19 protein-coding genes are annotated in these 20,533 nt (G+C 65.8%); 12 read left to right on the top strand and 7 right to left on the bottom strand.

All coding sequences use genetic code 11. The features are described from left to right. Positions 1–7: 7 nt before the first annotated feature. The 5 genes from ACSSVZ_RS02115 to ACSSVZ_RS02135 form a co-directional block, all read right to left on the bottom strand. A complete protein-coding gene (locus ACSSVZ_RS02115) occupies positions 8–397 on the bottom strand; it encodes a MaoC family dehydratase (RefSeq protein ID WP_453967953.1) in 390 nt (129 codons plus the stop codon). A gap of 45 nt (positions 398–442) precedes the next feature. Continuing rightward, positions 443–862, bottom strand: a complete 420-nt coding sequence (locus ACSSVZ_RS02120) for a hypothetical protein (protein WP_453967954.1) — start codon at positions 860–862, stop codon at positions 443–445. 233 nt (positions 863–1,095) lie between these two features. Continuing rightward, positions 1,096–2,355: an acetyl-CoA hydrolase/transferase family protein gene (locus ACSSVZ_RS02125; protein ID WP_453967955.1), complete on the bottom strand. Its 1,260-nt coding sequence runs from the start codon at positions 2,353–2,355 to the stop codon at positions 1,096–1,098. Then, entirely contained in the window at positions 2,352–3,548 is a 1,197-nt protein-coding gene (locus tag ACSSVZ_RS02130; protein WP_453967957.1) for an acetyl-CoA C-acetyltransferase, read from the bottom strand. Before ACSSVZ_RS02130 ends, ACSSVZ_RS02125 begins: the two co-directional genes overlap by 4 nt. A 35-nt stretch (positions 3,549–3,583) precedes the next feature. After that, entirely contained in the window at positions 3,584–4,780 is a 1,197-nt protein-coding gene (locus ACSSVZ_RS02135) for an acyl-CoA dehydrogenase family protein (protein WP_453967958.1), read from the bottom strand. A 528-nt stretch (positions 4,781–5,308) separates the two neighbouring features. Between ACSSVZ_RS02135 and ACSSVZ_RS02140 the strand changes: the two genes are divergently transcribed. Genes ACSSVZ_RS02140 through ACSSVZ_RS02150 form a run of 3 tightly spaced genes read left to right on the top strand, consistent with a single transcriptional unit; the run spans position 5,309 to position 7,418 of the window. Continuing rightward, positions 5,309–5,791, top strand: coding sequence for an aromatic-ring-hydroxylating dioxygenase subunit beta (locus tag ACSSVZ_RS02140; protein ID WP_453967959.1), 483 nt, complete (start codon positions 5,309–5,311; stop codon positions 5,789–5,791). A 49-nt stretch (positions 5,792–5,840) separates the two neighbouring features. Next, positions 5,841–6,662 carry an enoyl-CoA hydratase/isomerase family protein gene (locus ACSSVZ_RS02145; protein ID WP_453967961.1) on the top strand — a complete coding sequence of 274 codons (822 nt, stop codon included), beginning with the start codon at positions 5,841–5,843 and terminating at the stop codon, positions 6,660–6,662. A 54-nt stretch (positions 6,663–6,716) separates the two neighbouring features. Beyond that, positions 6,717–7,418: an SDR family NAD(P)-dependent oxidoreductase gene (locus ACSSVZ_RS02150; protein ID WP_453967962.1), complete on the top strand. Its 702-nt coding sequence runs from the start codon at positions 6,717–6,719 to the stop codon at positions 7,416–7,418. 14 nt (positions 7,419–7,432) lie between these two features. On the opposite strand, the gene ACSSVZ_RS02155 is transcribed toward ACSSVZ_RS02150, so the two are convergent. Both ACSSVZ_RS02155 and ACSSVZ_RS02160 read right to left on the bottom strand, forming a co-directional pair. Then, positions 7,433–8,335: an alpha/beta hydrolase gene (locus ACSSVZ_RS02155; RefSeq protein ID WP_453967963.1), complete on the bottom strand. Its 903-nt coding sequence runs from the start codon at positions 8,333–8,335 to the stop codon at positions 7,433–7,435. A gap of 182 nt (positions 8,336–8,517) precedes the next feature. Then, the gene (locus ACSSVZ_RS02160) at positions 8,518–9,111 is read right to left on the bottom strand and encodes a TetR/AcrR family transcriptional regulator (RefSeq protein ID WP_453967964.1); all 594 of its coding nucleotides are present in this window, start codon (positions 9,109–9,111) and stop codon (positions 8,518–8,520) included. 522 nt (positions 9,112–9,633) lie between these two features. Between ACSSVZ_RS02160 and ACSSVZ_RS02165 the strand changes: the two genes are divergently transcribed. From ACSSVZ_RS02165 to ACSSVZ_RS02205, 9 genes are all read left to right on the top strand, one after another. Continuing rightward, positions 9,634–10,461 carry an ABC transporter ATP-binding protein gene (locus ACSSVZ_RS02165; protein WP_453967965.1) on the top strand — a complete coding sequence of 276 codons (828 nt, stop codon included), beginning with the start codon at positions 9,634–9,636 and terminating at the stop codon, positions 10,459–10,461. Beyond that, complete coding sequence (locus tag ACSSVZ_RS02170) at positions 10,458–11,276, top strand: ABC transporter ATP-binding protein (protein ID WP_453967966.1); 819 nt, start codon at positions 10,458–10,460, stop codon at positions 11,274–11,276. The genes ACSSVZ_RS02165 and ACSSVZ_RS02170 overlap by 4 nt, the downstream gene beginning before the upstream one ends. Further along, entirely contained in the window at positions 11,273–13,213 is a 1,941-nt protein-coding gene (locus ACSSVZ_RS02175) for an AMP-dependent synthetase/ligase (protein WP_453967967.1), read from the top strand. Before ACSSVZ_RS02170 ends, ACSSVZ_RS02175 begins: the two co-directional genes overlap by 4 nt. After that, positions 13,210–14,082, top strand: coding sequence for a branched-chain amino acid ABC transporter permease (locus ACSSVZ_RS02180; RefSeq protein WP_453967968.1), 873 nt, complete (start codon positions 13,210–13,212; stop codon positions 14,080–14,082). The genes ACSSVZ_RS02175 and ACSSVZ_RS02180 overlap by 4 nt, the downstream gene beginning before the upstream one ends. Beyond that, positions 14,082–15,128 carry a branched-chain amino acid ABC transporter permease gene (locus ACSSVZ_RS02185; RefSeq protein WP_453967969.1) on the top strand — a complete coding sequence of 349 codons (1,047 nt, stop codon included), beginning with the start codon at positions 14,082–14,084 and terminating at the stop codon, positions 15,126–15,128. The genes ACSSVZ_RS02180 and ACSSVZ_RS02185 overlap by 1 nt, the downstream gene beginning before the upstream one ends. Positions 15,129–15,169: 41 nt before the next feature. Next, on the top strand, positions 15,170–16,330 hold the full coding sequence (locus ACSSVZ_RS02190; RefSeq protein WP_453967970.1) for an ABC transporter substrate-binding protein: 1,161 nt from the start codon (positions 15,170–15,172) through the stop codon (positions 16,328–16,330). A gap of 66 nt (positions 16,331–16,396) precedes the next feature. Then, the gene (locus ACSSVZ_RS02195; RefSeq protein WP_453967971.1) at positions 16,397–17,842 is read left to right on the top strand and encodes a 3-oxoacyl-[acyl-carrier-protein] synthase III C-terminal domain-containing protein; all 1,446 of its coding nucleotides are present in this window, start codon (positions 16,397–16,399) and stop codon (positions 17,840–17,842) included. Positions 17,843–17,852: 10 nt separating this feature from the next. Continuing rightward, positions 17,853–19,055 (top strand): acetyl-CoA acetyltransferase, encoded by a 1,203-nt coding sequence (locus ACSSVZ_RS02200; protein WP_453967972.1) that lies wholly within the window; start codon positions 17,853–17,855, stop codon positions 19,053–19,055. A 210-nt stretch (positions 19,056–19,265) separates the two neighbouring features. After that, entirely contained in the window at positions 19,266–20,504 is a 1,239-nt protein-coding gene (locus ACSSVZ_RS02205; RefSeq protein ID WP_453967974.1) for an NAD(P)/FAD-dependent oxidoreductase, read from the top strand. Positions 20,505–20,533 lie beyond the last annotated feature (29 nt).

Genomic DNA, 20,533 nt, shown 5'->3' on the forward strand with positions numbered 1-20,533 from the left:
TCTCTCCCTAGCCGGCCGGCATGAGGGTGACGGTTCCGGCCAGGACGTCGGTGCCGTCGGCGCGCGTCGCGGCGACCTCATAACGGCCGCTCTCCGGATCGGCGAGGACGGCTCGCGTGACCAGGCGGTTCGGAACCGGGGTCGGCGCGATGAAACGAACCTGGACGTCGCGGATCTTCAGAGCCGGGGCGGCCGACCGTTCGATCGCCGCGAGCAACAAGTTGAGAGCCATCGTTCCGTGGGCGATCGGGCGACCGTACGGCGTGGTGGCGGCGAAGTCAGCGTCCACGTGCAGTGGATTGTGGTCGTTCGTCAGCGCGGCGTAGCTCAAGGTGGTGTCAGACGAGCAATCCAGGGCCACCTCTGGCAAGGCCGCGGGATAGGTCAAAGCGGACATGAGAGCCTCGTTCGGTTCGGGCCGGATCGCTCGACTGGGGGACATCTAGGCCGCCCAAATCGCGCGGATCTCGCCGGTCATCACCAGCTCGGAGCCGGTGCGCGCGGAGACAAGAAACGTGATCCACCGGCGCTCACGCTTCAGTTCCTTGCCGCCGACGCTGAAGTCGAATTGCAGGAGATCACCCCAAGCAGGGGTTCGGCGGGTGAAGGAGAGCGTCTGCATCGCGTGGACGTTTCCGGGCGGACGCGGCTGAATGACCTTCACGTAAGCGTCCATCATCAGCGCGACCGTGAGCCCTTGCGGAACGACGCTCCCGGCCGGCCCGACGCTGTCGCCGTAGACCTGGTCCCAGGAGGAACGGCGTCCCGCGTCAAGCGCGAGCGCGATCGTTCCCAGCGGGGATCCGGGTTCGAAATCGGCAAAGGTCCAGACGGCGTCTTCCGCCTTCTTTGTCTTGGTCATGACGCTCGGTTTCGGCTCTGAGGAACGGCCAGGCGCCGATGTGGCGGGTGCGGCTCGTTCCCCGGGCGGGTTGGGCGTTCGTTTCCTCTGCCCTGCGCGCTACCGATAAGACTGAGCGCGCACTCGGCCATCGATGAATAAACCGGACAGCCGTCTTAAGTAAAGGCCTCGGCCGCGTGATTGTGAACAATCTCGTGGCCGGGTCCGGGCCGGTCTGTCTAGAAGTGCGTGGCCTAGGATCGATCCAGCGTCTCGCGCAGATCGGGATGCGCGATCGTGATCAGCGCCCTGCGGCGCTGGGCATCGGTCATGCCTCGAAGGTCGGCGGCGCCGTATTCGGTGACGATGACGCCGGCGTCGGCGCGTCCGATGCTGGTCGGGCCCGAGAGACGCGGGACGATCCGGCTGATCCGGCGGCCGTCCCTGGTCTCGACGGACGAGGGGAGGGCGATGATGGGAAGCCCGCCATCCGAGGCGGCCGCACCGCGAAGGAAGTCGGTCGCGCCGCCGACCGCACCTACATAGCGTCCCCCCGCCACCTCGGCGTTGATCTGTCCGGTGAGGTCCACCTCGATCGCCGAGTTGATCGCCGTGAAGCGGTGGAGCCGGCCGAGCACCCTTTGGCTGTGGGTGTAGCTCGTCGGCGCGAGCTTGATCGCCGGGTTGCCGTGGCTGGCTTGGAAGGTGTCGGCGCCGCCGGCGATCAGCCCGGCAACCGAAGCGGCCTCGGCGCCATCCGCCTGGCCCATGTGGATGTTCGTGACGGCGCCGGCCGTCATCAGGCGCACGAGGGACGGGTTGAGCAGGCCGGAATGGATGCCGAGATCCCGATGCCCGCAAAGAGCATCGACGACCGCGGCGGGCATGCCTCCGAGGCCGACCTGCAAGGTGGCGCCGTCGGGAATGAGATCGGCGACGTTGGCTGCGATCGCCGGGTCGAGAGGTCCGGGCGGCGTCTCCGGCGCGAACACGGGAGGTCGCGAGGTGCGCACGACTATGTCGATGTCGTCCGCACCGATCGTCCAGTCGGACCGGGTCGCGGGCACGCAGTCGTTGACCTCCGCGATGACTGTCCGGGCGCGCGCGATCGCGGGATGGAGATAGTCGCAGGCGAGCCCGAAGCTGAAACGTCCCGCATCGCCGGTCGGGGCGAGCTGGAGAAGCAGCACATCGACCGTCGCGCCGAGTTGGCGGCTCATCGCCGAATAGTGGCTCGGCAGGATGTCGAGGACGCCCGCCGCGGCAAGGTGGCGGTTGGTTCCGGTCGCGCAATAAGAGCGGATGTCGATGATGTCGGTGTGCTCCGGCCGGAGCGTGTCCGCAAAACCGATCCCGACAAATGCCGTGAACCGTCCGCCGATCGCATGCCGTTCGGCGACGAGCGCTTCGGTGAGCGAGGCCGGCTCCGCGCAGGCCTGGCCCCATGCCACTAGATCGCCGGGACGGACATGGTCGCTCGGTCGAAACGCGTCCGCGGAGATCTCGCGGGTCATGCCGCCTCGAAGATCGCCGCCATGCCCTGACCGCCGCCGACGCACATCGTCTCCAGTCCGTAGCGTGCGCCGCGGCGCTTCATCTCCCGCACCAGCGTGGTCATGATGCGCACGCCCGTCGCCCCGATCGGATGGCCGAGCGAGATGCCGGAGCCGTTGACGTTGACGCGCGCGTCCCCTTCGATCCCCCACGACTTGAGGACCGCGAGCACCTGGCAGGCGAACGCCTCGTTCACCTCGATCAGATCCATGTCGGCGAGGCTCATGCCGGCGCGCTTCAGTGCCTTGGCCGTGGAGGGCACAGGCCCGAGGCCCATGCGGGACGGATCGCATCCTGCCGCAGCCCAGCCGCGCAGGAAGGCGAGCGGCGTGAGGCCGAGTTCGGCGAGCCGGTCTTCGGCCACCACCAGGCAGGCGGCGGCCGCGTCGTTCTGCTGGCTTGCGTTGCCGGCGGTCACGATGCCGTCCTTCATGATCGGGCGGAGCCTGGCGAGGCTCTCAGGCGTGGTGTCTGCCCGGATGCCTTCGTCGCGGTCCACGACGAGAGGATCGCCCTTCTTCTGCGGCATCACGATGGGAACGACCTCATCGTCGAACTTGCCGGCGTCCCAAGCGGCGGCGGCCTTCTGCTGGCTTCCGGCGGCGAAGGCATCGGCGGCCTCCCGGCTGATCTGGAAGTCCGTGGCGAGGTTCTCCGCGGTCTCAACCATGCCGGAAATGGGGCCGAACCGATGTTCGGGCTGCGACCGCTCGCGTCCACGGTCGAGCCGGTCGTACATCGTGAAGTTGCCAGCGCGCTTTCCCCAGCGGGCGTCGGTCGAATAGTACTCTATGTTGCTCATGCTCTCGACACCGCCGGCGAGCACGACGTCGCAGACGCCGGTCTCGACCATCATTGCCGCCGTCGCGATCGCCTGCAGCCCGCCGCCGCAGCGTCGGTCGAGCTGCATGCCGGGAACATCGATCGGAAGCCCCATTTCCAGAGCGACCCAGCGGCCGACGCAGGGCGTCTCCGAGTTTGCGTAGGACTGGGCGAATACGACGTCCTCGACGAGCGCCGGGTCCAGCCCTGTCGCGGCGAGGACGGCGCTGGTCACGGTCGCGCCGAGGCGCTCGACCGGAACCGGGCGAAGGGCGCCGCCGAAGCGTCCGATCGGGCTCCTCAGCGGTGCCACGATGGCAGCACGTCTCATGAACTGTCTCCGTCTGGAGGATTGGTTTCCGCGCTTCAGAGGCGCTTTGCGACCTCTTCGAGCATCACTTCCGTCGCGCCGCCGCCGATGCGGAGGATGCGGGCATCCCGGGTCATGCGTTCGATCGGCGTGCCCCGCATGTACCCTGTCCCGCCGTGGAGCTGGAGGCATCCGTGCACGACCTCGTGCAGGACCTCGGGGGCGGTGGACTTGATCATCGCCGTCTCGAGACTGGTGTTGCGGCCACCGTCGTATGCGGCCGCCGTCTGGTAGGTCATTGCGCGTATCATCGCGACCTGGGAGGCGAGATTGGCGAGCCGCAGCCGGGTTGCCTGCTGATCCCAGAGCGTCTTGCCGAAGGCCTTGCGGGTGCGCACGTAGTCGAGCGTGAGCTCGATCGCCTTGGATGCCTCGCCCGCGCAGATCGCGCCGACCATGAGACGCTCGTGTTCGAAGCCGCGCATGATGGCATAGAAGCCCTGGTTCTCGCCGCCGAGCAGATTGTCGTCCGGGACGCGGACATCGTCGAAATAGAGCTCGGCCGTGTCCGAGCTGAGCCAGCCGTGCTTGTCCAGCTTGCTCGCCACGGTCACCCCAGGGGTGGTCCTCGGCACGATGAACAGCGACAGCCCCCGGCTTCCCTTGGCGTTCGGGTCGGTCCGCGCAGCCACGATGACGATGTCACCGTAGACGCCGTTGGTGATGAACATCTTCGAGCCGTTGATGATCCAGTCGCCACCGTCGCGGCGCGCATGGGTCTTCAGTCCGGCGACATCGGAACCTGCCCCGGCTTCGGTCACGGCAATCGCGCAGACCGTTTCCCCGGTGCACATCTGCGGCAGCCATCGCGCCTTCTGCTCGGGGGTGCCGGCGCGGGAGATGTGGCTTGCCGACATGTCGGTGTGAACGGTCACGCTCGCCGTGACCCCGCCGTAAGAGCTGCGCGCGAGTTCCTCGCCGAACACCACCGACGCCAGCACGCCCATCTCGGTGCCGCCATAGGCCGCCTCGTGCCGCATGCCGAGGAGGCCGAGGGCACCGAGCTTGCGGAACACATCTCGCGGTATCTCTCCCGCCGTTTCCCAGGCGTCCCCGTGCGGGACGATTTCCGCTTCCACGAATCGGCGGACCTGATCGCGCAGCATCTGCATCTCTTCCGGCACGAAGTCCGGGTCGGGAAGCCGAAAGCCTTGAGTGAGGGCGCCATTCTGGCCGGAGATGGGAGCGTTCAAGGCCATTCCTCCTGGTCTTTCCGTTCAACGCCGAGCGGTCCACCGGACAGGTCCGCCGGCCAAGTCAGCGCTTTGTATATAAACCGGTTGTTCATCCGGTTATTTGTTTCTGTGTTATGGCGTGGCGCGCCGGGCGTCAAGGCCGATCAAGGGAGGGGCGTCTCCCGTCAGGTGAAAGGCGCCGATTTGTGGGAGGTCGGCCTTGGGTAGGCGGATTCGCGGCGGCATCTGCCAAGCAATACGAGATGATCCAGGGGTCGCCTGCGCGGCGGGCCTTCGGCAGCGAAGGGGAGCATCGGCGCCAAGCCGGGATGCTGGATCCGTCCATCGGCAGAGCGTCGGTGCCTGCCAATCGCAACGCCGATGCTTGATCTTCCAGAGAGGGGCGGTTAGAAAATAAACCGTACAACCGGCTTAAATATTTCGAAGCTGCCGGTGGAAGCGGGTGAAATCAGCCGCAGGCATCCGGCGCTGCGGCGCGCGGGGCCGGGCGCGGCCTGATCGAGTGAGAAGCCGGGGAGGGCCGAATTGCTGGTCGAGCACGATCTTCGTGAGCAGGTGAGCGCATTCATCTATCGGGAGGCCCGCCTGCAGGACACCCATGCCTATGACGACTGGGAGGCCCTGTGGACCGACGACGCGGTCTACTGGATCCCGGCGAATGGCGACGACCCGGATCCCGAGAAGGAAATGTCGATCATTTATGACAACCGCTCGCGGATCGCGCTCAGGATCAAGCAGCTTCACACCGGAAAGCGCCACACCCAGACGCCACGCTCCAGGCTGGGGCGCATCGTGTCGAACATCGAGATCGCGAAGTGCGAGGGCACCGAGATCCACGTTCGGGCCAATGCAATGGTGTTCGAATCGAACCTGCGGGGCGACACCGTCTGGGCGACGCGGAACGAGTATCTCCTGCGCAAGGCGGATGGCGCGCTGCGGATGGCGCGCAAGAAGGTGATCCTCGTGAACAATGACAAGCCGCTCTACACGCTGTCGTTTCTCATCTGAGGAAGCGGCAGGACAGACGTAGCCATAAAGGCGGCGCGGAGGGATGAACGTGAGCAAGGAAGCCGAAAGCGAAAGCATCGTTGCGAGTGGACCGGTGCTTCTCGACCGGGTCGGGGCGGTTGCCCACATCCGCCTCAACCGGCCGACCGCGTCGAATGGGATCAGCATCGATCTCCTCAAGCAGTTTCGCGAGGTCGTCATGCTGTGCCATGGCGACTCGCGGATCCGCGCGGTGCTTCTGACCGGCGAGGGGCCGAATTTCTGCGCCGGCGGTGACGTGCGGGAGTTCGCCTCGAAGGGGGAAACGCTGCCGGATTTCCTGCGGGAGGCCACGGCCTATCTGCAGATGTGCGCTGCCGGCCTGATCCATCTGGATGCGCCGGTCGTTGCGGCGGTTCAGGGCTATGCTGCGGGCGGCGGCGGCCTGGGGCTCGTTTGCGCTGCAGACATCGTGATCGCCGCGGAGAGTTCGAAATATCTGGCCGGTGCGACGCGGGTCGGCATGGCTCCGGATGCCGGCTCGTCGGTGGTTCTGCCGCGGCTCGTCGGGTTCCGCCGGGCGATGGACATGCTCCTGACCAACCGGGTCGTGGACGCCAGGGAGGCGCTGGAGATCGGACTGGTCACTCGGGTGGTGCCGGATGAGGACCTGCAGGGCGAGGCGCTCGCCGCGGCGCGGGCGATCGCCGCTGGCGCTCCGAGGGCGATGGCGGCCACGAAGCGGTTGCTTTGGAGCGGCATCGGCCTCTCGGTCGATGCCTGCCTGCCGGAGGAGGCCCGCACCGTTTCGGAACTGTCCGGAACCGAGGACGCGCGCGAAGGTCTTGCCGCCGTCATCGAGCGGCGTGCCGCCTCGTTCACTGGACGCTGACCGAAGATGGCGGAAAGCGGACTTGCCGACCGACTTGCGGGATGTCGAGCCATCGTGACGGGAGGCGCCAACGGAATTGGGGCGGCGAGCGTGCGCCGCCTGTGCGCGGAGGGGGCATCCGTCCTGATCTGCGATCGCGACGCGGCGGCAGGGCGTGCGCTGGCCGGCGACGTCGGCGCGGACCTTGCGGTCCTCGACGTGGGCGATGTGGGGGCCATCGACGAGGCGGTCGCCGCGCATGGTCCGTTCGATATCCTCGTCAACAATGTCGGTGTCGACCAGCATGCCTTCCTGACCGAGACCAGTCCGGAAGAGTGGCGACGTCTGCTGGTGGTCAACCTCGAATCCGCCTTCGCGTTTACCCGCGCGGTCCTGCCGGCCATGCAGGCGGCGCGCTATGGGCGGATCGTGACGGTGTCATCGGAAGCAGGCCGCCTCGGTTCGAAAGGAGCGGTCGTTTACGCCGCTGCAAAGGGCGGACTGATTGCATTTGCGAAATCCGTTGCCCGAGAGAACGCACGTTTTGCCATCACGTCGAACGTTGTGCTGCCGGGCCCGGTCCGCACACCCCTGTTCGAACAGGCGGTCGCCGGCGGTCGCGACGCGATCCTGGACGCGATGAAGAACGCGACGCTTCTGGGTCGCATCGGCGAGCCGGAAGAGGTGGCGGCTGCCGTCGCTTTCCTCGCCTCCCGGGAGGCGGGCTTCATCACCGGGGAGATCCTCGGTGTTTCCGGCGGGATGGGGTGCGGCTGACCAGAATTGCTGCGTCAGCGCCACTTCTCGCGGAGGAAAGCGCCGATTTCCGCCATTGATCGCCGTGTCGCGTTCAGGTCCGGGAAGACCTGAAAGTGGTGGATCATTTCCTCGAACACGGAGACGGTGACGGAGACATCGGCTGCTCTCGCGCGCGCAGCGAACACGCGGCTGTCGTCGAGGATCGTCTCGTGATCGCCAACGTGGATGAGCATCGGTGGCAGTCCGGCAAGGTCGGCGTGCACCGGCGAGGCGAGAGGGTCTCGATGGTCGCCGGCCCGGCCGAGATAGGTGCGTGCCATCAGAAGGATCTTGTCACGCTGGGTCATCGGATCGACCGCGGCGCGGCTCTCGTAGGTCTCGCCGGTCGCCTCCATGTCGAGCCAGGGTGACAGCAGAACTGTGGCGCCGGGCATTGGAAGGCCGGCGCTACGGGCGGAGAGTAGGGTCGCCACCGCCAGCCCCCCTCCCGCTGAATCGCCGGCGAAGGCGATCGCGCTCGCGGGAAGCCCGGTATCGATGAGCCATCGGTAGGCCGCGACACCGTCCTCGACGGCCGCCGGAAACCGGTGCTCGGGCGCGAGCCGGTAGTCGAACCCGACGACCTCGGCTGTGGACGCCTCCGACAAGCGGATCATTAGATCGCGATGCGACAGCCTGGAGCCCATCTGATAGCCGCCGCCGTGGAAATAGAGGACCGCGCGGTCACGGGTCGCGCCATCGGCGATAATCCGGTCGGCCGAAATCGCGCCGATCTGGACCGGCTCGATCGAAGCGGTCCGCTCACTGGCGAGCATCCGATCGAAGTCCGATCGCATTTCGGCGAGTGTGGTCTCCCGTGTCCAGCCACCGAACACATCGCGGATGCGGTTCTTGGCGGCCTGAAGCCGCGCGGACTCTTCGTTGGTGATGGGCATGGCGGGCTGCCTCCGGATCTTTGGCACAGGCACTCTTCGGCTCACGAGAATGCCTCGAAATAAGACAATCGTCCGGATTATTTAAATGGTCTGAGGGATCTCGACTAGCCCCTAGGAGAGGGGTGCGCGTGGGAGAAACGGACGTCCCGCAGGCAGGGCCTTCCGAAGGGACGGCCGCCCGATCAGTCTCCGGTGAGGCCGCGCACAAACAGTTCCGAGGTCATTGCGGCGTATTCGTCGGGACCAACCGGCCCCTTCGGGTCGTACCAGGCGAAGGTGTAGTTGATGATGCCGAACAGCATCATCGCGTAGATCTTCTTCGTACGGGTTGTCAGCCGATGGCGCGAGTCGATCCGGATCAGGATGTCGCCGACGGTCTCGGTTATCTGCCGCTGGACGGCGACGATGTCGCGCTGCTGCTCGGTGCTGAGCTCGCCGAGCTCGTTCAGGAGAACAACCTGTTCGTTCTGCGAATCCGCGTTGATGGTCACCATAGTCTCGATCACCGCGCGGCACTGATCGAGGGGCTCCGTCTTCGATTGGACTGCCGCCTGGATCTGATCGAACAGGAGGCGAACGTGCTCGTCGAGGATGTGAAAGAGGATGTCCTCTTTCGAGCCGAAATAGTGATAGAGCGCGCCGCGCGACGACTCGCAAGCCTCGGCCAGGTCGATGATCGTCGTTCCGGCATAACCCTTGTCGGCGAAGAGGCGGGCCGCCTGCTTGAGGATGTTCTGGCGGATTTCGGAGTAGCGTTCGGACTGCGTGCGGGCCAAGCTGGACCCTCCATTTCTAACTTCCTGTCGCGGCTCCATTGCCGACAGGCAGCGGTGCCGCAGCGATCTGCCTGCCCTCGCGAAGAACGCTCCGAGGGCGTGGACCGAGGACACCGCGGCCGGCAGGGTTGTGCGCGTCGATTGTCGCACCTCTATCGATACCCGCACGATTGTTCAACTTATTGCCGGCGTTCGGTCCGAGGGGGGCGATGCCGTATCCCCTGAAAATGGCGGCCTCTGCAGGGCATACTCATCCCACCAGAAATTAATTGATCGGTTATCCGGATTATATTAGTCTGTACCCGTTACAAGAACGGCGCTCGACAAAGAGCGCGTCTCTGCCGGTTCCGATGGGCCGAAGAGATCGGGGGAATGCCAGTTGGAAGTCGCATTTGATCCGCATGCCATCCTTGCCGTCACCGCCGTGCCGGCCGCTCGCCGTGACCGCGGAAGACATGCCGTGAGCGCGCCGGCCGCTCGAATCCGGTCGGCGGCGTGATGAATGTCGTCAGCTTCAGCACCATGACATCGAATGCTCCGGGGGCCGATCAGCGGCCGCTTCTCGACATCAACAACCTCCAGATCATCTACGACGATGCGATCGAGGCTGTCCGGGACGTGTCGCTTTCCGTGCCGGAAGGCTCGATCGTCGCACTGCTGGGGTCCAATGGCGCCGGCAAGTCGACGGTGCTGAAAGCGCTGTCCGGCATCCTCGAGGTCGAGGAGGGCGAGATCGAAAAGGGCAGCATCACTTTTCGCGGCGAGCGGCTCGACGGACTCTCGGCGGAAGCGATCGTCCGCAGGGGGATCGTCCAGGTGCCGGAGGGGCGCCGCCTCTTCATCAATCTCTCCGTCGAGGAGAACCTGATGATGGGCGGCTATCTGCAGTCCCATGCCGAGCTGCGGAGCCGCCGCGACGCGGTCTTCGAGCTGTTTCCGCGGGTGGCGGAGAAGCGCAGCCAGATCGCCGGCTACCTGTCCGGCGGCGAACAGCAGATGGTGGCGATCGGCCGGGCATTGATGGCGTCGCCGAAGCTGCTTGCGCTCGATGAGCCCTCGCTCGGGCTCGCGCCCCTCGTCATCGAGGCGATCTACGAGGCGATCGTGCGATTGCGCGGCGAGATGGGCGTCACGATCCTCCTCGTCGAGCAGAGTGCGGCCCAGGCGCTGTCCGTCGCGGATTACGGCTACATCCTCGAGAACGGTCGGGTCGTGCTCGATGGTGATGCGCCTTCCCTCGAGCGCAATGCCGAGGTCCAGGAATTCTATCTGGGCTATGCCGGCGGAGGTGAGCGCAAGAGTTTCCGAGAGGTGAAGCACTACAAGCGGCGCAAGAGGTGGCTGTCATGACCGCGCCGCTTCTCGCTCTCAACGCGGTGAGCAAGTCGTTTGGCGGCATCACCGCGGTGCACCAGGTTTCCCTGGAGGTTTTCCCCGAACAGATCTTCTCGGTGATCGGTCCGAACGGTGCGGGCAAGACGACGCTTTTCAACCTGGTGTCCGGGGTCCTTCCCGTCACTGGCGGAACGATCAGCTTCGAAGGCAGGGATCTCGCGAAGGTTCGGCCCTGGAACTACACGACGCTCGGCATCAGCCGGACCTTCCAGAACCTCGCGCTCTTCAAGCACGGCACCGTCGTGGAAAACATCTTGGTCGGCCTTCATCGCCACATGAAGACGAGCGTGGTCGAGGCGGTCTTCCACTACGGCCGTTGCCGCCGCGAGGAGATCGCCGCACGGCAGCGCGTCGAGGAGATCATCGAGTTTCTGGAGATCGAGAGTATCCGCGACAAGGTCGTCGGTTCGCTCTCCTACGGTCAGCAGAAGCGGGTGGAACTCGGCAGGGCGCTGGCATCCGGTCCGAAGCTCTTGCTCCTCGACGAGATCGTCGCCGGCATGAACCGGGAGGAGACCGAGGACATGGCCCGGTTCATCCTCGACATCCGGGATGAGCTCGGCGTCGCCATCCTCCTGATCGAGCATGACATGCACCTCGTCATGGATATCTCCGACCGGGTCCATGTCCTCAACTTCGGCCGCACCATCACGGAAGGCATTCCCGCCGAGGTTCAGGTCCACCCGGAAGTCGCGGAGGCCTATCTCGGCAAGAAGCAGGCTCAGGCGGCGGAGCGTCTGGCCGGAGTGGAGGAGCTCGTTCGCCCATGACCGTATCCTCCGTGGTCAGGATCGATCCCAAGGCCGCGCTGCTTGCTTCCGAGCGGAGCTCGCTGCCCGCGCATCACGATCCGCTCCGACAGGACATCCTGATCGGTGGCGCAACGACACTGCCGCGAATTCTGCGCGCCCGGGCCGGACGCCACGGTGCGAAGCTCGCGCTCCGCGAGAAGGAGCACGGCATCTGGAAGCGCTACGACTGGGCGCACTACGAGCGACAGGCGCGACGGTTCGCGCTGGCGCTGATGTCGCTGGGGCTGACGCGCGGCGATCGCATCGTGATCGCCAGCGAGAACTCGCCGGAATGGTACTACGCCGATCTCGGGGCCGAGATGCTGGGCGTTGTTCCGGTCGGCATCTATCCGACCAATCCGTGGCCGGAGCTTCAGTACATCGTTCGCCACTGCGGTGCGCGCCTCGCCGTCACCGGCGATCAGGAGCAGACCGACAAGGTGCTCGACGCCCAGAAGTTCGATGGTGGGCTCCCGGACATGGAGACGATCGTCTGCGTCGACATGAAGGGGATGCGCCTCTACGGCGATCCGGGCCTGCTGTCGTTTGAAGATTTCCTCGCACGCGGCGACGCCTACCTGGAGATGCGTCCGGATGCTTCCGCCGAGCTCGCCCGAGCGGTTGACGAGGCTGTCCCCGACGATGTCGCCCTGATGGTCTACACCTCGGGGACCACCGGGCCACCGAAGGGAGCGATGCTCACACATCGCAACCTGATCTCCTCCACCACCGCCTATGCTCGCGCGGTGGGCATGGAGGGGCACCGCTTCGAGGCGGTCGGCTACCTGCCCCTCTGCCATGCCGCCGAGCGCTGCTACTCCATGTGCATGCAATTGGTGCTTGGCGGGGTCGTCAACTTCGCCGAGAGCATCGACACGGTGGCGATCAACGTGCGTGAGATCGCACCGACGGTCTTCATCGGGGTTCCCCGGATCTGGGAGAAGCTGAAAGAGGGATTCGAATTCCGGATCACCGAAAGTGGGCCGATCCGGCGTGCATTGGTCGACCGTCTCTTTGCCGTCGGCCGCAGGCTGGACGACAAGCGGGCCAGCGGAACGCTCACTTCGTTCGACAGGGCAATCCGCGCGGCCTGCGATGTCCTCATCTTCCGCGATGTGCGCAAGCATCTCGGCCTTGACCGGACCGTCCATCGCCTCTGCGCCGGCGCGTCGGTCTCGCCGGAGACGCTGCGCTTCTTTTCGGTGATCGGCATTCCCGTCAGCCAAGGTTACGGCATGACGGAGTCGGCCGGCTGCGTCTTCATTCAGGACGACGCGCACCGCGCGCTCGGCGGCTGCGGCGTGCCGATCGACGGGGCGGAATACCGGCTCGCAGAGGACGGCGAGATCGAGCTTGCCGGCCCCACTGTGTTCAAGGGCTATTTCCGCGATCCCGCCGCGACCGCCGACACCATGGATGGGCGCTGGCTCAAGTCCGGCGACGTCGTCCGGGTGATGGAAAACGGCGAGATCACCGTCGTCGACCGCAAGAAGGCGATCATCATCACGTCCGGAGGCAAGAATATCGCGCCGTCGGAGGTGGAGAACGCGCTCAAGGACAGCCCATTCATCAAGGAGGTCATCGTCGTCGGCGACGGCCGCAAGTTCCTGGCTGCGCTGATCCAGATCGACTTCGACAACGTCGGCCGCTGGGCCAGCGACGAGGCACTCGCCTACACCACCTACAGGTCGCTCACCGAGCTGCCGGAGGTGCGTGTTCTCGTCCAGGGTGTCGTCGATGATGTGAACAAGCGCTTCGCCCGCGTGGAGAACATCCGCAAGTTCCTGATCCTCGAAAAAGAGCTCGACCACGATGACGGCGAGCTGACGGCAACCCAGAAGGTGCGTCGCTCCATCATCGACAAGAAGTTCGCCAAGGAACTGGCGACGATCTACGGCGGGGAGGGGAAGCGATGACCTATCTGATCGAGCTCTCGGTCTCCGGTCTCGCGATTGGGGCGATCTACGGCCTCATCGCCATGAGCTTCGCGATCATCTTCAAGGCGACCGGCATCGTGAACTTCGCCCAGGGCGAGATCTCGATGATCATCGCCTACGTCGCCTGGACCATCTCGGCCTATGTCGACGGCAACCCGCTCCTCGTGGCGCTTGGCGCGATCGTCTTCGCGATCGCCTTCGGGCTCCTGATTGAGCGGATCGTCATTCGGCCGATGATCGGCGAGCCCCTGTTCGCGACCATCATGGTGACCATCGGGCTGGCGGTGATCCTGCGCTCCTCGGTCGTCTTCCTCTGGGACGCCTATCCGCACTCCCTCGACATCGGGCTCGGGCGGGGGATCGTCGAGGTCGCGGGCGCCCGCATGCGGACGGGACAGATCGCGGTGCTCGTCCTCCTGATCCTGACCATGATCGGCTTCTTCGTGTTCTTCCGCTACTCGCGGTTCGGCGTGGCGATGCGCGCGGTGGCGAGCGACGACCGGACCGCGCTTCTGATGGGCGTGAGCGCGGCCCGTGTACAGTCGGTCGCCTGGGCGGCATCTGCGGTGATCTCAGGGATTGCGGGGGTCATGTTCGCGATCGTCTACGAGCTGTCGCCCTCGATGTTCGCGCTCGGCCTCAAGGCCTTCCCCGCCACCATCGTCGGCGGCCTCGATTCCGTGATCGGATCGGCCTTCGGCGGCCTCGTCATCGGCGGCATCGAGAACCTCGCCGGCGGCTATATCAGCCCCGGGATCAAGGAGGTCGCCGGTTTCGTCATCATCATCGTCATCCTGATGGTCCGCCCCTTCGGACTGTTCGGTGAGAAGCGGATCGAGAGAGTCTGATGCGGTCAGGCGCCTTCAAAGAAACCATCGGCGAGCAGATCAATCTCACCGACTCCTGGCATGTCCGCGGCTGGTCGATCGCGCTCGTCCTCGCGCTGATCGTACTGCCGTTCTACCTCAACGCCTTCTATCTCTCGCTGCTCACCCTCATGGCGATCACCATGGTCGGAGCGTTGGGACTGAACGTGCTGACCGGATGGACCGGTCTGATCTCGCTCGGCCAGGCCGGCTTCATGGTCCTCGGTGCCTACGCCTATGCCATCCCGACGGCACTCTACGGATGGGATTCGCTGGTGGGCCTTCTCCTGGCGGGGCTCGTGCCAGCCCTTGCCAGTCTCGTCGTCGGCATTCCCTCGCTGCGATTGACCGGCCTCTACCTGGCGATCACGACGCTGGCATTCGCCTTTATCATCAATCACCTCGTCCTGGACTTCGAAGGGCTGACGCGCGGCGCGCGCGGTATCTTCGTCAATCGGCCGGAGATCCTGGGGATCTCGTTTCAGAACGACGCCGCCTTCGCGCTCCTGTGTCTCGGGTTCGCCGCGGCCGCCCTGCTCGCCACGTTGAACATCCGGCGCAGCCGCATCGGCCGCGCCTTCGTGGCCGTTCGCGACAACGATACGGCGGCGCGGGTGATGGGCGTCAATCTGCACGCCTACAAGCTGTTCGCCTTCGTCACGAGCTCGTTCATCGTCGGCCTCGCCGGAGCGCTCTACGGCATGTTCCTGAGCTTTGTCACCGTGGAAGGATTTCCGTTCCTGCTGTCGATCGAGGCGCTGGCGATCCTGATCGTCGGCGGGGTCGGCACGGCGCTCGGCGCGGTCCTCGGCACCATCTTCGTGGTGCTCGTCCCCGAGTTCGCCAGCATGCTCTTCGGCCTGCTCGGCGACGAGTTCGCGCGGTCCCTTTCGACCGGCGCCCATGAGTTGAAGAGCATGCTCTACGGCGTCGTCATCATCGCCTTTCTCCGGTTCCAGCCGCACGGACTCGTCGGGCTCTGGCGAGACGTGAAGCGGGCTTGGGTGAACTGGCCACTTCGTTACTAGGCGATTGAAAAACAATGAGAAAATGGGGAGAAGAAACGACCATGAACACGAGATCCATCAAGGCGGTCGCGGCCGCTATTCTGCTCGCCGCATCGTCGCAAGCCGCGCTCGCCCAGGATCAGGGCGTCACCGACACCGAGATCGTCCTCGGTGAGGTCGAGCCGCTGTCCGGACCTCCGGGGCTGCTTGGCATCGCCCACAACATCGGCGTCCGGTTGGCGCTGGAGGAGAAGAACGCCGAGGGCGGCATCGCCGGACGCAAGCTGCGCCTGATCGCGGAGGACGACGGCTACGTGTCCTCGCGCACCATCCAGGCGCTCCGGAAGCTGATCTCGGTCGACAAGGTGTTTGCGCTGACGGCGCTGTCGGGTTCCGGCCAGGCGATCGCCGCGGTGCCGGTGGTGGAGCAGTCGGGTATCCCGACCATGGTCCCGATCGGTCCGGTGCCGCCGCTCTACAACCCTCCGAGGAAGAACGTCTTCGTCATCGGACAGTCCTACGACGAGGGCATGCGGCAGCTCGCGCTCTTCCTTGCCGAAAAGTTCCCCGGCAAGAAATGGGGCGTCGTGACCCAGGACGACGACTATGGCGTGGCGCTGCGCGAGGGCCTGGCGGCGGCGAAGGCGGAGAAGGACTTCAACGTGGTCTTCGAGACCATCTACAAGCGTGGCCAGACCGACTTCTCCTCGGAGATCCTGCGGGCCAAGGACGCCGGCGTTGAAGTGCTGATCGCCGGCGGCATCATCAGCGAGAACGTCGCGATGGTGAAGGAGCTGGAGAAGCTCGGCATCAAGCCCGAGGTCGGGATCTTCTGGCCTGGCCGTGTGCCGGTGGTGCTGAAGCTGATCGGCCCGGCGAGCGACGACATCTACGCGGTCGACTATGTCGTGCCGTTCGACAGCCCGGCCGGCAAGACGTTCGCGGAGCTCGCGGCGAAGTTCCTGACCCAGGACGAACTCTCGAAGATGAACCGCTACACGATGACCGGCTACGCCTCGACGCGCGTGCTGCTTGCGGCGATCGAGAGCTGTGCCGACGACCTGACCTGGGACTGCACCAATGCCGCGCTCGCCGCGACGAAGGATTTCGACGTCGGGGTGATGGCGCCGATCTCGTTCGCCGACGGATCCACCTTCTCCAATCAGGCGGTGCAGATCATGCAGGCCGACTACGAGGCCTTGAGCTTCAAGTCGGTCGACTGACACGCGACGGCGCGGCCGGGATCCTTTCACGCCGCGCCGTCCGCACTTTTGGGAATCATCGACGACATGCTGTCCATTCTTTCCGCCGGCGCCTACGTGCCGCGCTACCGGATTGCCCGCGAGGAGATCGTCGAGGCGAACCGCTGGTTCGCCGGCGGGATGAGCGCGCTTGCCACCGGCGCCCGGGCCTATGCGAACTGGGATGAGGATGCCGTCACCATGGCGGTTGCCGCCGGCAGGATCGCCCTTGCGGGAAGCGGAACGCCCAGCGGCGTCTGGCTCGCGTCGACCACCGCTCCCTTCGCCGATCGCCAGAATGCGGGGCTCGTCGCAGCTGCCCTCGGTTGCGAGGAGGAGGTGGCGACCCTGGACATTGGAGGTTCGGCGCGCTGCGGCACCTCCGGCCTGATCACCGCGGTTCGCTCGTCCCTCGACGGCGACCGCGGCATTCTGCTGGCCGCGGCGGAGCGCAGCCTCGCGCGCACCGGGAGCACGGCCGAGCTGACTTCCGCCGATGCCGCGGCCGCGTTCGTTCTGGGGAACGGAAAGGGGATAGCGACGGTCCTCGGCATCGCACAGCGTTCGGTCGACTTCGTCGATCACTATCGGGCGGCAGACCACGCCTTCAACTACGGCTGGGAAGAGCGCTGGATCCGTGACGAAGGCTACGGCAAGCTCGTGCCTCCGGTGGTGGCCGAGGCGCTTTCGGCGGCGGGCGTTGCGGCAGCGGATATCGACTGTTTCATTCTGCCGGGCCCGACGCCGGCAATCGCCGCCAACCTCGCCAAGCGGATCGGTATCCGCGAGGAGGCGGTAGCCGACGGCCTCTTTGCTGAGGTCGGCTTCAGCGGGGCCGCCCATCCCCTCGTGATGCTGGCGAAGGCGCTGGAGGATGCGACCGGCGGTGAGCGGATCCTCGTCGTCGGTTTCGGCCAGGGCGTGGATGCCATCGTTCTGGAGACCGCCGCGGAGGTGGCGGACCACCGGCCGGTGCCGACGATCGCCCACCAGATCGCGGGTGGTGTGTCGACCGGCGGCTACATGCGCTTTCTCGCCTTCAACAAGCTCGTCGAACAGGAGCATGGCATTCGCGCCGAGCTCGACCTGCAGACGGCGCCAACGATCCTCTACCGCAACCGGCGCATGCTGTTCGGCTTCGTCGGCGGGAAATGCGAGCGCTGCGGCGCGGTGCAGTTCCCGAAGACGCCCATCTGCGTCAACCCGAACTGCGGCGCGATCGACAGCCAGCAGGATCACCGTTTCGCCGACACGACCGGGTCCCTGCAGAGCTTCACCGCCGACCGCCTGACCTATTGCCCCGATCCGCCCGCGCTCTATGGCATGGTCCGGTTCGAGGAGGGCGGTTGTCTGATGATGGACATCACCGACGCCCTTCCCGAAGAGATCGCGACCGGCAAGCCGCTCTCGATGGTGTTCCGCATCAAGGCCGAGGACGAGCGCCGCGGCATCAAGCGCTATTTCTGGAAAGCGACGCCGACGGCGGATCGCTGAGGAGGCCGTCATGGCAAAAGGCATCAGGGACAAGGTCGCCGTCCTCGGGATGGGCTGCTCGAAGTTCGGCGAACGGTGGGACGCCGAGGCGACCGATCTCATGATCGAGGCCTACGCCGAGTGCATGGCGGATGCCGGCATCGACAAAAGCCAGATCGACGCCGCCTGGTTCTCGACCGCCATCGAGGAACAGCACGTCGGCAAGTCGGCGGTTCCGATGGGAGTGGCGCTGCGTCTGCCGATGATTCCGATCACGCGGGTAGAAAATTTCTGCGCGTCGGGGACGGAAGCCTTCCGCGGCGCTGTCTACGCGGTTGCCAGCGGGGCGGCGGATATCGCGCTCGCCCTTGGAGTGGAGAAGCTGAAGGACACCGGCTACGGCGGTCTGCCCCAGCGCTCCCGCGGCGCGCTCAACGACATGTATTTCGCCAACATCTCGGCGCCCGGCAGCTTCGCCCAGCTCGCGAGCGCCTACCGGGCCAAGCATGGCGTCGAGGCATCCGATCTGAAGCGGGCGATGGCCCAGGTCAGCGTCAAGAGCCATGACAACGGCTCCAAGAACCCGAAGGCGCACCTGCGCAACCGGATCGACATCGACAAGGCGATGAACGCGCCCATCGTCGCCGAGCCGCTCGGCCTGTTCGACTGTTGCGGCGTTTCGGACGGGGCGGCTGCAGCGGTGGTTACAACTCCAGAGATCGCCCGGTCTCTCGGCAAGACCGATCTCGTCTCGGTGAAGGCGCTGCAGCTCGCCGTCTCCAACGGCACAGAGGCGAGCTACGGCAGCTGGGATGGCAGCTACTTCATGACCACGCGCCACGCCGCCCGCCGCGCCTACGAAGAGGCCGGCATCGAGCGGCCGCGCGACGAGGTGACCATGCTGGAGGTGCACGACTGCTTCTCCATCACAGAGCTGGTCACCATGGAGGATCTGTTTCTCTCCGACGAGGGGGCGGGATGGCGAGACGTCCTCGACGGCGCCTACAACGCCGACGGCCGCACGCCCTGCCAGATCGACGGCGGTCTGAAGTGCTTCGGCCACCCCGTCGGGGCGTCGGGTCTGAGGATGCTCTACGAGATGTATCTGCAGCTTCTCGGCCGGGCAGGGGAGCGCCAGCTTCCCGATCCCCGGATTGGGCTTACCCACAATCTCGGAGGGTGGCCGCATCAGAACGTCTGCTCGATCGCCATCGTCGGCCGGCACGACGGCTGACCGGGTGGTAATGCCGGCAGAGGCCTCCTTGAGGGCGCCCGGCGTCCGCGCTTGTTGACCGGAGCCGTGGCCTTCTATATATAAGACGGACGTTCGGTTTATATTTTGTCTTCTTGGACCCGGTGCGGCTGGTGTCGGGCCCGCTCGGATGGGCGGCGAGCGCTGAGGCGCGCCGGATCCGGGAGCCATCAACGGCGGCGAGGTGAACGCGTGTCCACCGCGATGATCATCGGAGCGGGGCAGGCCGGTGTGCAGTGCGCGCTCAGCCTGCGTCAGCACGGCTGGCCGGGACCGGTGATCCTCATGGGAGCCGAGGAGTCCGAACCCTATCAGCGGCCGCCGCTTTCCAAAGCTTATCTCTCCGGCGAGATGCCGGCCGAGCGGCTGATATTTCGCGACCGGCGATCCTACGAAGCGGAGGGGATCGAACTCCGGCTCGGCGAATCCGCGACCGCGATCGACCGGCGCGACAACTACGTCATCACCAGCGAGGGCGAGGCGCTCGCATATGACAAGCTCGTCATCGCCACCGGTACCCGGCCGCGGCGTCTGCCGGTCCCCGGCATCGCCCTCGACGGGGTCGGCTATCTGCGCGAGCGCGCCGATGTCGATCGGATCAGGGACGGCTTTCGCGCGGCCGAACGGGTTCTCGTGGTGGGTGGGGGCTACATCGGGCTGGAAGTCGCCGCCGTCGCGGCGAAGCTCGGCAAGACCGTGACCGTCGTGGAGGCGGCCGACCGGGTCCTCGCCCGGGTTACGTGTCCGCTGGTGTCGTCCTTTTACGAGGACTTCCATCGCCGCAGAGGTGTGGAGATCCGCACCGGGGTGGGGCTCCTGGAATTCAAGGGCGCGGCGAGACTCGAAGCCGCGGTGCTCACCGACGGCAGCGAAATCGATTGTGACCTTGCGGTGATCGGCGTCGGCGTGGTTCCGAACGAGGAAGTCGCCATGTATGCCGGCCTCGAGATCACCCTCGGCGACGGCATCGACGTCGACCACGAGATGCGCACCAGCGATCCCGATGTCTTCGCGATCGGCGACTGCGCGCGGGCGCCAAACATCTTCGCCGGGCGCACGATCCGGATCGAATCCGTTGCCAACGCCATCGAGCAGGCAAAGATCGCTGCAGCCGTCGCCTGCGGAAAGACCCCGCCGGCGCCGACGGTCCCGTGGTTCTGGTCGGACCAGTACGATCTGAAGCTCCAGACGGCGGGCATCGTGCCCCGTGCCGGCTGCGAACAGATCGTTCGCGGTGGTCCGGAGACGAGCCGGTTCTCTGTGTTCTACGTCGCCGATGGGCGGCTGCTGGCCGTCGACGCGATCAACAGCGCGGTCGAGTTCAACGTCGCCAAGCGGATCATCGGTCGCGATGGCGTGCGCATCGACGTCGGCCAGATCGCGGATCCAGCGTTCGACCTGCGTGGTCTCCTTGCCGCAGCCGCGGCATGATCTAAATCAAATATAAGACGAATAGCCGG

It is taken from the genome of Amorphus sp. MBR-141, assembly GCF_053628695.1.